The 14,825-nt window shown below is 35.3% G+C and carries 6 protein-coding genes, 3 tRNA genes and 1 pseudogene; 8 read left to right on the plus strand and 2 right to left on the minus strand.

The window, feature by feature from the left end:
* Both ACIQZC_RS04695 and ACIQZC_RS04700 read left to right on the plus strand, forming a co-directional pair.
* Nucleotides 1–1,631 (plus strand): DNA gyrase C-terminal beta-propeller domain-containing protein (locus tag ACIQZC_RS04695; RefSeq protein WP_396138085.1); only part of this gene is annotated, 1,631 nt, incomplete at its 5' end.
* 57 nt (nucleotides 1,632–1,688) lie between these two features.
* Complete coding sequence (locus ACIQZC_RS04700; protein WP_396138086.1) at nucleotides 1,689–2,795, plus strand: hypothetical protein; 1,107 nt, start codon at nucleotides 1,689–1,691, stop codon at nucleotides 2,793–2,795.
* 34 nt (nucleotides 2,796–2,829) lie between these two features.
* On the opposite strand, the gene ACIQZC_RS04705 is transcribed toward ACIQZC_RS04700, so the two are convergent.
* Both ACIQZC_RS04705 and ACIQZC_RS04710 read right to left on the minus strand, forming a co-directional pair.
* On the minus strand, nucleotides 2,830–3,591 hold the full coding sequence (locus tag ACIQZC_RS04705; protein WP_396138087.1) for an NlpC/P60 family protein: 762 nt from the start codon (nucleotides 3,589–3,591) through the stop codon (nucleotides 2,830–2,832).
* An 85-nt stretch (nucleotides 3,592–3,676) separates the two neighbouring features.
* Nucleotides 3,677–4,855: an acetyl-CoA C-acyltransferase gene (locus tag ACIQZC_RS04710; protein ID WP_396138088.1), complete on the minus strand. Its 1,179-nt coding sequence runs from the start codon at nucleotides 4,853–4,855 to the stop codon at nucleotides 3,677–3,679.
* A 320-nt stretch (nucleotides 4,856–5,175) separates the two neighbouring features.
* On the opposite strand from ACIQZC_RS04710, the gene ACIQZC_RS04715 reads away from it, so the two are divergent.
* The 6 genes and pseudogenes from ACIQZC_RS04715 to ACIQZC_RS04740 form a co-directional block, all read left to right on the plus strand.
* A tRNA-Ser gene (locus ACIQZC_RS04715) sits at nucleotides 5,176–5,259 on the plus strand.
* A gap of 13 nt (nucleotides 5,260–5,272) precedes the next feature.
* Nucleotides 5,273–5,347: transfer RNA gene (locus ACIQZC_RS04720), tRNA-Pro, on the plus strand.
* A 30-nt stretch (nucleotides 5,348–5,377) separates the two neighbouring features.
* Nucleotides 5,378–5,451: transfer RNA gene (locus ACIQZC_RS04725), tRNA-Arg, on the plus strand.
* 324 nt (nucleotides 5,452–5,775) lie between these two features.
* The gene (locus tag ACIQZC_RS04730) at nucleotides 5,776–10,242 is read left to right on the plus strand and encodes a T9SS sorting signal type C domain-containing protein (RefSeq protein ID WP_396138089.1); all 4,467 of its coding nucleotides are present in this window, start codon (nucleotides 5,776–5,778) and stop codon (nucleotides 10,240–10,242) included.
* Between the two features lie 307 nt (nucleotides 10,243–10,549).
* The gene (locus ACIQZC_RS04735) at nucleotides 10,550–13,774 is read left to right on the plus strand and encodes a T9SS type A sorting domain-containing protein (protein ID WP_396138090.1); all 3,225 of its coding nucleotides are present in this window, start codon (nucleotides 10,550–10,552) and stop codon (nucleotides 13,772–13,774) included.
* An 84-nt stretch (nucleotides 13,775–13,858) separates the two neighbouring features.
* Nucleotides 13,859–14,825 (plus strand): annotated as a pseudogene (locus tag ACIQZC_RS04740) (T9SS C-terminal target domain-containing protein); the annotation flags it as partial.

Here is a 14,825-nt window from a genome sequence, read left to right on the forward strand (position 1 = left end):
ATGTCGTTTTAAATACACTTTATAAATATACTCAACTTCAGTCTTCGTTCAGTGTAAATAATATTGCCTTAGTAAAAGGGCGTCCTCAAATGTTGAATTTAAAAGATTTGATTCATTATTTTGTGGAACATCGCCATGATGTTGTTATTCGTAGAGCACAATATGACTTAAGAAAAGCAGAAGAAAGAGCGCATATTTTAGAAGGTTTAATCATTGCATCTGATAACATTGATGAAGTAATCAAAATCATCAGAGCGTCAAAAGATGGCGATGAGGCAAGAACCAATTTAATTGAGCGTTTTAAACTTTCGGAAATTCAAGCTCGTGCAATTGTTGAAATGCGATTAAGACAATTAACAGGTCTTGAACAAGATAAATTGCGCGCAGAGTATCAAGAAATAATGAAATTAATTACTCACTTGAAAGAATTATTAGCAAGTAAGGAATTGAGAATGCAAGTTATCAAAGATGAATTAGCTGAAATTAGAGAAAAATATGGTGATGAGCGTCGTTCTCAAATTGAATATGCTGGTGGTGATGTAAGTATTGAAGATTTAATTGCAGATGAAAGTGTAGTAATTACGATTTCACATGCGGGTTATATTAAGCGTACTTCATTATCTGAATACAAAACACAAAATAGAGGAGGAGTTGGGCAAAAATCAGCAGGAACAAGAGATCAAGATTTCTTAGAGCACTTATTTGTTGCAACAAATCACCAGTATTTAATGTATTTCACTCAAAAAGGAAAATGTTATTGGATGCGTGTGTATGAAATTCCAGAAGGAACCAAAGCCAGCAAAGGAAGAGCTATTCAAAACCTAATCAACATTGAGCCAGAAGATAAAGTAAAAGCTTTTATTTGTACACAAGATCTAAAAGATCAAGAGTATATTAAAAGCCACAATTTAATAATGGTCACAAAACAAGGACAGGTTAAGAAAACCTCTTTAGAAAAATATTCTAAACCTCGTGTCAATGGAGTGGCAGCAATAACAATTAAAGAAGGTGATGAACTATTAGGTGCAAAGTTAACTAACGGAACAAGCCAAGTTTTAATTGCTGGAAAATCTGGAAAAATGGTTCGTTTTGAAGAAGAAAAAACGCGACCTATGGGTAGAACTGCATCTGGAGTTAGAGGTATTACATTAGCCAATGAAAACGACGAAGTTATTGGAATTGTTACAGTTAACAAAGATGATATTAACGATACGCAAATTTTAGTAGTTACAGAAAATGGTTACGGAAAACGAACCAAATTAGTAGAAGAAGACGGAGTTGATGTATATCGGATAACAAACCGTGGTGGAAAAGGTGTTAAAACTTTGAATATCACTGAAAAAACTGGTGCTTTAATTGCTATTAATAATGTAACCGATGACGATGATTTAATGATTATTAATAAATCTGGTTTAACTATCAGAATGATGGTTTCTGATTTAAGAGTAATGGGAAGAGCTACGCAAGGTGTTCGATTAATCAATATTAAAGGAACCGATTCTATAGCCGCTGTTACAAAAGTACTTCGTGAAGATGAAGCTGAAGAGATTTCAGATGAATTTGAAGAAGACATTGAAGGAGATATTGAAGATGGTGCGACCGATGAATTAACTGAAGAAACACAAGAATAAATTAGAGAAAAGAGCCCAATTTATTTTGAGCTTTCGTTTAACCAAGTTTAATTAACAATGAAAAAACTTATTTTAAGCGCAACGTTACTAATATCGGTTGCGACATTTGCTCAAAAAGACGAGCTTAAAGCATTAAAGAAAATTTATGCTAAAGATGAAATTTCTGAAAAAGACCTTGAGGCTTATAAAACGGCAAGTGATGCTTTACAAGGGTTAGCTTCAGAAGAATCTGATAAAGTATATGCTAAGTTTTATAAAGTAATGTATCCAACGGTTGTTCTTGCTTCAAAAGGTGCAAAAGCAACAATGCAAGATCAAATGAATTTATACAATCCGGAATTCATTCAAGAATATGGAACTATAATTGATGAAACTATTGCATTTGAAAAAAAATCGGGTAAAAAAGTTTATACAGACGATTTAATAGAAGAGAAAAAGATGTTTAAACAAGGTTTGACCACCTTAGCCTTATCTTTAAATACTGCTAAAAAATATAAAGAAGCGGCTGTGTTTTTTTATAATGTTTATTTGTTTGATAAAAAAGGTGAAGGAAAATCTTTGCAAAATGCTGCTATTTTATCTGTTCAAGCTGAAGATTATAAATCGGCATTAAAATATTATGAAGAGCTTGAAGTAAGTGATTATTTGAATAATGGTGTAGTATATTATGCTGTAAATAAAGCTTCTGGTAATGAAGAAGAAATTGCAACGAGAGAAGACCGCACAAAGTACATTTCATTAAATTTGTATGAAAAACCTCGTGATTTTAAAGTGAGTGAAGATAAGCCAGAAATTATGCGAATTTTAGCCTTATTATACAAACAAAATAATGATTTAGATAAAGCAAAACAAATCTATGCGAAAGCTAGAATTCTAGCACCAAACAACGAAGAACTTAAAAAGGGTGAGTTTGAGTTGTATTATAGTATAGGATATAATGGTTTAAATGAAGAAGATAAATTAGTAAACGAAATCAATGCTTCAAGAGCAGATAAAAAGAAATTTGATGAATTAATGGCTAAACGTAAAGCTATGTTTTTAAGTACAATTCCAAATTTTGAGAAAGCATATGATTTATATCCTGCAGATGAAAACACTAAAAGTATTTTAAAAATTGCTTATGAAGTTACAGGTCAGCCTGAAAAAGCAAAAGCAATTAAATAGTTTTAAAAAACGCCTCTATACAGAGGCGTTTTTTTTATATAATTTTCTTTATTACGCGTAATTTATGGGTATGCCTATTAGTGTCTGCATTGTAAATTCCTAAATGATCTAAACGATCAATGCGAACTTTTCCAGAAGCATGAATGATGTAATTGTTTTCCAACATAATCCCAACGTGAATTATTTTTCCTTCTTCATTGTCAAAAAAAGCTAAATCACCTGGTTCACTTTCTTCAATAAAACTCAGTGAATCCCCTTGGTTTACTTGTTGAGAGGCATCACGAAGCAGGTGATAGCCATTTAACTTGAATACCATTTGTGTAAATCCTGAACAATCAATTCCAAAAGGCGATTTACCACCCCACAAATAGGGAGCATTTAAATACATAAATGCCGTTTTTATTAAATCTGATTTTGGTTTTATACCACAAACTTTCATTCCATCAAAACTTAATTTATTAGAATTAATAGTTTCATTTTCTAAAAAAGATAATGAAGCGCCTAATGAAATAGGCATTAATTGATTATTAGGGGTATTAATATATTCGATTAAATCGGCATTTAGAACATTCGGTAGTTCATTAAGTAATAGATAGCTTTCTTGAGTAATGGGTTGAAATTGTTTCGAATCAATCCAACCAATATAGGCATCATAAGCCAATTCTACTTGTGCCCATTTTGCGTTTAATTCAATAATCTTAAAGTGTTCGCCAAATAACAATTGCGAAACTTGCTCGCTTTTATCGCTAGCTTCGGCTCTTAAAGGTACAATGGCTAAATTACATATTCCAAACATAGTTGGTTAAAATAAATAATGATGAATTAAGATATAGTTACAAATGTAATTAAATTTCAAAACCCATCATTAGTAAATAATTAAATTATGCTCTTTCAATTACTATAGCAGAAGCACCACCACCACCATTACAAATCGCAGCGGCTCCAATTTTTGCATTATTTTGATTAAGAACACTTATTAAAGTTACTATAATTCTTGCACCTGAACATCCTAGTGGGTGACCTAAAGAAACTGCACCACCATTAACATTAATTTTATCATTGTCAATATCTAAAATTTTCGCATTGGCTAATCCTACCACAGCAAAAGCTTCATTGAACTCAAAGAAATCAACATCAGAAATATTTAAACCCGCTTTTTCTAATGCTTTTGGCAATGCTTTTGCTGGTGCAGTTGTAAACCATTTTGGTTCTTGAGCTGCATCAGCATATGATCTTATGAAGGCAAGTGGTTTTAAACCTAACGATTGTGCTTTATCTTCACTCATGAGAACTAATGCAGCAGCACCATCGTTAATAGTTGAAGCATTAGCAGCAGTTACAGTTCCTTCCTTTGTAAAAACAGGTGCTAAAGATGGGATTTTATCTAATTTTACATTAGAATATTCTTCATCTTTTGAAACAATAATAGCTTCACCTCTTCTTTGTGGAACTTCTACAGGTACAATTTCTGCATCAAATTTACCAGCATCCCAAGCAGCAGCTGAACGATTGTAAGATTGAATTGCGAAGTTATCTTGATCTTCTCTAGTAAAGTTATATTCTGAAGCACATAGATCAGCACATACGCCCATAGCATTGTTATCGTATGCATCTGTAAGTCCATCCTTTTGCATGCCATCTACTAAAGATGTTGGACCAAATTTAACTCCATTTCTTAAATGCACATAATGCGGAATTAAGCTCATATTTTCCATTCCACCAGCAACAACAATTTCAGCATCTCCAGCCATAATAGCTTGTGCACCTTGCATCACAGCTTTCATACCACTAGCGCAAACTTTATTCACAGTTGTGCAAGCAACATTTTCAGATAATCCAGCATATAATGCAGCTTGTCTTGCAGGAGCTTGACCATTTCCAGCTTGTACCACATTGCCCATTAAAACTTCGTCAACTAGTTTGGGGTCTAGATTAATTTTATGTAAAGCACCTTTAATTGCAGCAGCGCCTAATTTTGGAGCAGGCACACTTGATAATGCTCCCATAAAACTACCTATTGGAGTTCTTACCGCTGAAACGATAACTACTTTTTTATTCATGATTGTGAGGTTTATTTTGAATTGCGAATTTACTAATTATATTCCAATTTTTATTAAGTAATTATTGAAATTCTAATTGCTAAACTTGAAGAAATCAGATTTAACCAAACTAATAAAAAAAATAATAACCAATTTAGATTATGAATGTTTTAATTTATTCTCGGATTTAAAATTTTGTGTATTTTGTTAGTAGGTTGAATATAAGCACATTTAAAATTTATATTTGAAAATTAATAAAAAAAGTTCAATAATAGTTGTATATTAATGAATGAAAACATACATTTGCAACCGCAAAAAAGATAAGTTCTTAAGGAATAAAAGGAGAGGTGCCGGAGTGGTAACGGAGCAGATTGCTAATCTGTCGACGGGTAACCGTCGCCAGGGTTCGAATCCCTGTCTCTCCGCTTTTTTTGTTTTCGGGGTGTAGCGTAGCCCGGTTATCGCGCCTGCTTTGGGAGCAGGAGGCCGCAGGTTCGAATCCTGCCACCCCGACAAGATTTGCTTGTCAAATGAATAAATTTAGGTTGCGTAGCTCAGCTGGATAGAGCAACTCACTTCTAATGAGTAGGTCCCAGGTTCGAATCCTGGCGCGATCACGCTATGGGACAAATCTATTTTTTTTAGATTTGTCCCATTTTTTTTGCCTCGGAAAACCTAATTAAATTAAGCAAACGACTGGAGAGCGAGATTGCTCTTTTAACTAAAAAACTACACCATTGTATATGTAGTTTTTTTAACTTTCCTATCTCCTTTAAAAAAACAACTAGTTTTTGCGTTTGAAACAAAATCGCATACTTTTTGAATTATATTGACACTTTTTTAGGGTGCACTAAGACTTAATTTTGTACTTGTTAATTTACAAAGCCTAATTCCTAATTAAAATCTTTGGCTTTTATCAACGTTATAAGCAAATTTAAAAAATGACAAAGCAATTTCTTTATAAAAACATCGTCTTTCTAGGTTTTGTTCTTTTTTTTATTACAAAAACTCATTCACAATCATTGCCTATTACCTCTTATGGGGTTTGGGATCGTGGAGCAGGAGTTGTAGACTATTCTAATCCTAATTCCGATTTTATCAAGGGTATTGAAATTTCGGCTAATTGGGATGAAATTCAACCTACTGGATCAACTAGTTGGAACTTCAGTTTATTTCAACAAAAATTGGATCTTGCTGTTGCCAATGATAAGTTGATTCGATTTAGTATCAATGTTGGACCTGATTGCCCTTCGTGGCTTTTTACCAATGGTGTTCCATTAGTAAATGTTACTATTGCCCCTAACTCAAATCAAAATTACGCTGATAGACACCCACATTATTTAGACCCAGAATATAAAACCTTCTATTATAAATTGATTGAAGAATTTGCCTCATTTTTGAGAAATCAACCTCCAGGAAAATTTAACCATATTGCTTTTGTGCAAGTAAAAACAGGTGCTACTGGTGACGAAGAACCTTACAAAGGAACCGTTAATAATTCAATTTATGAAATAAATTCAGCTAATTGGCAATTATTTCGTTTAGAAGCTTTCGCTAAATTTAAAGAATATTTCAATGATGTTTCTAATAACAAAATTGTTTTAACATTCAATAATGTAGATCCCGTTGATGAACCTTTAGCTTATAATTATGTAATGAACCAATTAGACCCTGTGCTTGGTTTTGGTATTAAAGGGGGAGCTTATAACCGTGGGCATCATTTGACAGACGAGCAACTCTATAAAGCGCAATGGAATCCATTTTTAATTAATCCAAGGATAAGTCCCGGCAATCCAAATGGCAGAAAATTATTTTCAGCTTCAGAAATGGATCAATCTTGGTCCAGAGGTTTTTTTGCTTTGAACTATGAAATAGGTTTTTATTGGTCAGCTCTTGGGGGTATTAATACGGGACTTTCTTGCACCAACATTACTGAAAGCGCCATGACGTATGCTTTTGCAAATCCTGGGATTATTGAGATCTTCAAAATGTACAACAAATACGCCCAACAGGTTTATCCAGCAACTTCCACAACTGCTTTTTCTGTTTTTCACGAAGGACTCAATTCGGCTGATACAGATAAATTTCCTGAATCTACTTATGGAAACGCAAATAAGAGTAATTTAACCCGTTATCAAAATATATGTAACGCATATGCTAGTAGAGGAGCTCGTTTAGATGATCCATCTTTTGTAACATCAGGACAAGTAAATCAGCGTGAAAATCAACAGTTTTATAATGATGCAGGATGGGAAATTTGCGAAGGAAATATTGAGCGATTTATGACTCAAATAAATCCTGATGTCACCTCCATAGGATTGTTCAGGGTGCGAGGAACTATAACTTCAACTTCTTCAAAATATGATCGTTTTGCTCGTTCTTTCGAGAATAGTACTGGTAAAAATACTATGTATTTCCAATTACATAATGAGTTACCTGCAAACAATAAAAACTTAAAGTTTACCATTATCTGGTTGGATAAAACTGCGGGTTCTACCTGGGCTTTTAAGTATAGAAATTCAGTAGGCCTTCAGACCATACTTTTTACAGGAACTGGAACTAATCAATGGAAAACAGAAATTTTTAATGTCATAGATGGTATTATGAATCAAGGTGGTACAAATGGTTCCGATTTTATGTTGGTCAATACTGATAGTGTTGATGATATATTTAATGGAATTGAAATGAACATTATCGGAGTTGGTATCCAACCCCAAACTATAAATTTCATCCCATTTCCATTTAAAAAATTGGGAGACGCAGACTTTAATCCAGGTGCAACAGCCAGTTCTGGCTTAGCAATTACCTACACGAGTTCTAATACTAATGTGGCAACGATTGTTAACAATATGATTCATATCGTTGGAATAGGTTTAACCACAATTACGGCTTCACAAGCGGGTAATAATGGCTATAATCCAGCAACATCGGTTGTGCAGAATTTAACAGTATTTAATCAAACTACTATTTCGACTGTTGGAAACAATACTTGGACATGTCCAGCAGAGATAAACACAATAAAAGTTGAAGCCTGGGGCGGCGGAGGTGGAGGCGGAGGAACCTCTTTAGCCGGTTTTGCCGGCGGTGGCGCTGGAGGTTTCTATGTGATAAATGATAGCGTAACCGTTGTACCTGCAACGAGTTATACCATGACAGTGGGTTCTGGCGGAGCAATAACTGATAATGGTGGGGCTAATGGAAATAATGGAGGTAATACAACATTCGGATCAACAACTCCAGTAATTGCAAATGGTGGTGTTGGAGGAAGCGGTACAACTACAGTTGGACAATTGGGTTCAGGCGGTACAAATAGTTCAGGTGGTTCCGGAGGAACAATAACTTTAGGTTTACCTGGTGCATCTGGTACTAATGGGTCAGGTGGAGCTGGAGGTGCAGGAGCCGGAGCTTTGGGTGGATCCGGTGGAGCAAGTAAAACTTCTGCAGGTAATGGTATTGAAGGAATCTCTCCTGGAGGAGGAGGAGGAGGAGCTTATGGTTCTACTACTGGAAGTAATAGGGGAGCCACAGGAGGTGATGGGCAAATTATAATTTCCTATACGGTTGGAGTGCCAAACGCTCCTACTATAGGAACAGCAACAGTTTCGGGAGTCAGTGGGCAAGCTTCAATCTTATTTACTGCTCCTACATTCAATGGCAATTCAACAATTACTTCCTATACAGCAACATCTTCTCCTGGAGGAATTACTACAACAGTAAGTCAGGCAGGAAGTGGTACCATAATAATAACTGGATTGACTAATGGAACGGTTTATTCCTTTACGGTAAGAGCTACAAATAGTATAGGACAAAGTACCGAAAGTGCTACATCAAATGCAGTAACTCCATATAAAATCACCACTTGGTATGGTACAGCTTGGTCAAACGGAGCACCAACAGCTTTTGATGAAGCATTTATTGCTGGAAACTACAGTACTTTAACAAACGGTGCAATTAGTGCCAAAAAACTAACAGTAAATTCAGGTATATTAACCGTGAATTCTGAAACAAATTTGACTATTCAAGATAATTTAATTAACAATGCCAGTGCAACAGCGGTGGTATTTGAAAACAACGCTAACCTGATTCAAGTAAGTTCTACTGTATTAAATACAAATACAGGTGCTATAACCGTAAAAAGAAATAGCAATCCTTTGAGACGTTTAGACTACACTATTTGGTCCTCTCCAGTGGCGGAACAAAATTTAATAGACTTTTCTCCTGCTACATTGTCAAATCGTTTTTACAATTATAACGAAACGACTAATTTATTCAATGTAGCCCATTCAACAACTCCTTTTGCAATAGCTACAGGTTATTTAATTCGTATGCCTAATGATCATCCTACGACACCAACGGTATGGAATGGTAGTTTTACTGGAGTGCCTAATAATGGTACTATTAATAAACCAATAACATACTATGGTTCTGCACCATTTGGCTTCAATATGGTAGGAAATCCCTATCCATCAACCATTAGTGCACAAGCATTTATTACAGCTAACACAGCCAATATTGAAAGCAGTTTGTATTTCTGGAGAAAAATAAATAATGCTAATGGTTCAGCTTATGCAGTCTATAATTCGTTAGGAGCAACTGCAACTCCAAGTAGTGCTTCACCAAACGGAACAATCCAAGCAGGACAAGGATTCTTCGTGAAAGCCAAAAGTAACTCGATCATATCCTTTACAAACGCTATGCGTGTTGCAAATAATTACAACCAATTCTTCAGAGCCAACGAAGTTCAAAAAGATCGCATATGGTTGAACCTAACTAATGATTTAGGAGTTTTTAGCCAAACTTTAATAGGTTATTTGGAAGAAGGTTCTCAAGTAGTGGATTTTTATGATGCTAAATACATTAATGACAGCCCAATTGCCTTAACCTCAATTATCAATAACGAAGAATACACTATTCAAAGTCGTTCTACATTTGACTCTGCCGATATAGTTTATTTAAACTTCAAAACAGATATAGCGGGAGATTATTCTATTTCTTTAGATCATTTTGATGGTATATTTACTACAGAACAAGCTATTTATCTTAAAGATAACATTACTGGTATCGAAACAGATTTGAAAGCAGGTTCTTATACTTTTACTACAACAGCTGGAATGTACAACAACAGATTTTCTTTGAAATACCAAAGAACTTTGAACATAGATATTCCAGAATTCAACCAAAACAATGTAAGAATCTATATAAACAACGACACTTTATATGTAAATTCAGGATCAAGTGTTATCATGACTATTGAAGTGTATGATATTCAGGGAAGATTAATTGCACAACAAAAATCAGTTAAAGCCACGTCAGCTTCTGTAAATAATTTAAAAGCAACCAACCAATTATTGATTGTTAAAGTTATAGACGAGAATAGTAAAGTGGTAATTAAAAAAACAGTGAATTAAAATAGGTTTAGCTAGTCACCAGTATTTAAGTAATTTTTAATAATTAATTTTGAGATTTTAAAAAACCTTAAACTCCTAGATTAGGACTGCAGCATTTTATTTGTTGCAGTTTTTTTGTTTCATTTGCCATGGTTATTTTTTATTGGACTGAGTTTTTATGTTTAAATAAATTAGACTCGATGTATTAATAATAGCTTCTTGACTTAACTTTCAATTGAAACAAAATAACGTTATAAATGACACTTTTTCACCAAGAAAAATCTCGTGTTTTAGTTAATTTTACAATTAAAATCTAAAACAAGTATTTATGAATAACAAATTACTTTCTCAAAATATAGTAACTCATCTTTTTTACAGTTTGTTTTTAATTCTGATCTGCGCCAACACAAGTTGGGGGCAACAAGTTATTGGTTCCTATCCGATGATGGATGGAGGATTTGAAGGGCAAACAGTCGGCCCTGTGCCAGACATTGATGCCTCAGCTACTACACCGACAACTAACTGGACAAAAGGAATCCCGAATACTAATTGTACTGTCCCCGTAACTACGGCTATTAGTAGTTCAGGTGGCAGAACAGGTAGTAAGTATGCAGTTGTAAATGTTAATTGCACTAGTGTGAATAGACAACTTATTTCTCCTCAACTGTATAATGCTACTACTTACCCGACATCTACAGATGGTACATATACCTTTCAGTATTGGGTAAGAAATACTTCAAATATAGGAGCTTCTGGGGTGGGTGTAGGTACTGCAACGGCTGTAGGTATGGGTAATTTTGTAGCGAATACTACTTCAACCTGGACAAAACAAACTGTTACAGTTACTCCAAACTCAACATCTAATTTAAATTCACAAGCCAATTTTCGTTGTAAACTTACCTCCGCTGGTACTGGAGGTTTCGATGTAGATGACGTTGTGGTGTATTTTGGGGCAGCCGATGCTTCAGCACCTCTTGCAGCTAGTGGTGGTGCAGTAAGCGGGACTACTGTAAGTTGGTCGGCTGCATCAGGTGGAGTTGATGGCGGAGGATATATGGTCGTTCGTTATTCAACAATTCCTCAACCTGATAATGATCCGAATCAAAACGGTATTTATGCCCTAGGGAATACTATAACCAGTGGACTTGTTCCCTTAACCGGAACGGTGGTATATTTAGGAACTGGTACTTCTTTTACTGATGCGGGGTCTGGTGGTTCTACTGATTATTATAAAATATATACAGTAGATAAAGCGTTCAATTATGCTACTGAAATCACAGCAACTGCAGTGGTTTCTACTACACCTACTATCACTTCATCATCTGAACTTTTGTCTGGCTTCACTTATACAGGAGCGGGACCATCTGTTTCGCAATCATTTTTGGTTTCAGGTTCTAATTTAACGAATAATTTAGTGATAAGTACGGCATCGACCGATTTTGAGTTGTCAGCAGATAATTTTACCACTACGGGTGTTTCAAGCATTAGTTTGTCAGGAACTGCAGTTGCTAGTACAACCTTGTATGTTCGATTGAAAGCAAACTTGACAGGTGGTGTTAAAACCGCAACGGTGACCATAGCTTCAACCGGAGCTAATACTTTGCCTAATCTTTCACTTTCAGGTAGCGTACAAGCCCAATATTATTATGATGGTTCAGGTTTGTTGTCATCAAATACAAGTTGGGGTGCAAATTCAAACGGAACGGGTGCAAATCCAACCGCCGTGACTGATGCTTATACTAATTTCGTGATCGCTAATGGTAATGCAACTACTAGTGGCACTTGGACATTGGGTTCTAATTCTAAAGTAATTGTAGGAAACGGTTCCCTAGTTACCTTGACCGTTGCCGATACTTTTCCAATAATAGGAACAATCGATGCAGCTGCAAATGGTTCTGTGGTTTGGCAACACGTATTGGCTTCGCCAACTTTTGGCACATTAGACAATAATTCTGAGGTGCATTTCGCACCGGCAGTTTCGGCTAGTTATTCTTTTGGTGCAACTACCGCTTATGGTAAATTGTTTATCGATGGCGCAGGGGAGGTGTCAGTTTTCAATACAGCAAGTACACCTACTGTTAAAACAGCACTTACTGTAGCATCAGGGTCAACTTTGTCTTTTACCTCAAATAACAACCCAACAATCTCTATTAATTCAACGGCTACTGCCACTATAAATGGAAAAATAATAACCTTTAAGGCAACTGGTCTTTTTGTTGCAGGAGGAAGTATTCCATTAATTGGTTCAGCAACCTTAGTTCTTGGAGCTACAAGTACCATAGAATTTGGTAGACCTACTACTGCACAAACCGTTACAGGTTTGCCTACAGGAGTTAGCTATGCTAACCTTATTTTGTCAGATGGTGGTTCTTCTTCTGCCTCAGTTAAAACTATTGTGGCTTGTACAGTTAATGGTACATTAACAATCAATTTAGCTACTCCAAATTTTAGTACTCTATCTGGTGCTAGTAACATCACTATGGCAAATGGGGCAACAGTTGTTATAACATCGGGAGTGCTTGGTGCCATACCATCTTTTGCAAATGGAAGTAAATTTAACGTTACCTATAATGGCAATGGTAAGACTCAAATAATTGGTGCCACTACTGCAACTTCAACTAATGTGACATTGACTTCAGCTAATACTGCTATTGTTGCTGGTATGACCGTAACGGGTACTTCTCTAGCAACCGGAACTACTGTTGCTTCTATATCTGGAACAGCGCTTGTGCTTTCAGCTGCTGCAACAACAACAGCTTCTCCTACATTAACATTTGGTACAGCTGTACCTCAAACTACAGGACTTGAGTTGCCTACAGTAGCAAACGATGCTTTAGGCGACCTTACTTTCGATAACACAGCCGGTGTTGTATTGTCTTCAGCAGTAAAGGCTAACACTATTATAACTGCGAAGAGTAACACTATTACGCTAAACACTGCTAATTACTTGGACGCTAATGTACAAATGAATGCTGGTTCAGAATTGACTATAAATGTAAATACAAACCAAGCAAATTTGAAACAAATTGTTTTCTCTGGGGCAACTGGAACTACAAACGCCACAACAGCTAAATTGAAGCTGAACATGGCCATTGATACTCAAGTAACTTTTTCGGACTCTTCTCTCCAAGACTGGGGTACTGGTACCATGGAAATTACGGGTTTTGTAGGGGGTAGAATTAGATTTGGTAACTCTAATTCAGCGTTGACTTCAACCCAATTAGGACTAATTAGAGATATTGATGTCCCTGGTAGATTATTTGGATTAGACGCCTTAGGATATCTTGTTGATAGTAGTACTTTAGGAACTAACGATGTAGAGTTTGCAAACAATTCAATTTCATTATATCCAAATCCTGCCAATGATGTTTTGAATATAAGCTCATCTAATAGCATTACTAAAATTGAAGTATTTGATATGCAAGGTAGAAACGTAGCATCTAACAACAATGCTTCGAATGTGAATGTTGCAGCTTTAGGAAAAGGAGTTTATATTGTTATAGTGGAACTAGAAAACAGGAGTGTTGTTGCAAAACAATTTATTAAAGAATAATTTTGTATTTATTAAATAACTAAGTCTGAAGACTTTTAAAATATTGATTTTTACACTATTTCTAAATAAATTTAAAAAATGATTATGAAGGCTTTCTATAAATACTCCGCCTTAATTGGCTTTTTTCTATTTTTTATTACAAAATCACAAGCACAAAAAATAGCTGTACCCATTAGTTCTTATGGTGTTTGGGATCGTGGAGGAGGAGTTGATGACTATTCCGATCCAAAGGCCGACTTTGTTATGGGTATAGAAGTCTCGGCTGAATGGGCAGAAGTTCAATCCATGGGGCCAGGCAAATATGATTTCTCGAAATTTCAAGAAGTATTAAATACAGCAGCTAAACACCATAAAATAGTAAAAATAAGCATAAATGTAGGGCCAAATTCTCCTTTATGGTTGTATGATAACGGAGTTCCGTTGGTTAAAGTGAAAAGTCACAAGCCTGAAAAGCACGATAAAAAATTTGGGAATTACCCCTTTTACTTAAATGAGAATCATAAGAAATATTATTTTGAATTGATTAAACAATTCTCGCTTTTTTTAAGAAGTCAGCCTAAAGAAAAATTTGATTGTATTGCCTTTGTACAAGTAAAAACAGGTGCTACAGGTGACGAAGAACCCTACAAAGGAGTGCCTATAGATGAAAAATTTGCCATTGACAAAAAAACAGAATGGGAAAATTATCGTTTAGAGGCATTTTCACAATTTAAGAAGCATTTTAATGACGTTTCTGATCGTCAAATTGTTTTAACATTTAATAATGTTGATCCTACAAAAAATCCCGTTACTCACAATTGGGTAATGAATACAATCGACCCGAAAATTGGGTTTGGTATAAAAGGAGGCGCCTACAATAGAGGACATCATTTAACAGGAGAACAATCATTCAAAGAACAATGGACGCCTTATCTTATTAATCCGAAAGGGATGAAACTTTTCTCAGCTTCTGAAATGGATGAATCTTGGAGAAAAGAAATATTTAACATCAATACAGAATTGGCTTTTTATTGGTCAGCCCTTAGTGGAATTAATACAGGATTATCGTCTT

It is taken from the genome of Flavobacterium sp. (genome assembly GCF_044338735.1).
Classification (GTDB): Bacteria; Bacteroidota; Bacteroidia; order Flavobacteriales; family Flavobacteriaceae; genus Flavobacterium.

Excerpts from the sequence above, each read along its gene's own strand:
- ACIQZC_RS04730 (WP_396138089.1), top strand. The coding sequence starts at position 5,776 with ATGACAAAGCAATTTCTTTATAAAAACATCGTCTTTCTAGGTTTTGTT.
- ACIQZC_RS04710 (WP_396138088.1), bottom strand. The coding sequence starts at position 4,855 with ATGAATAAAAAAGTAGTTATCGTTTCAGCGGTAAGAACTCCAATAGGT.
- ACIQZC_RS04700 (WP_396138086.1), top strand. The coding sequence starts at position 1,689 with ATGAAAAAACTTATTTTAAGCGCAACGTTACTAATATCGGTTGCGACA.
- ACIQZC_RS04705 (WP_396138087.1), bottom strand. The coding sequence starts at position 3,591 with ATGTTTGGAATATGTAATTTAGCCATTGTACCTTTAAGAGCCGAAGCT.
- ACIQZC_RS04735 (WP_396138090.1), top strand. The coding sequence starts at position 10,550 with ATGAATAACAAATTACTTTCTCAAAATATAGTAACTCATCTTTTTTAC.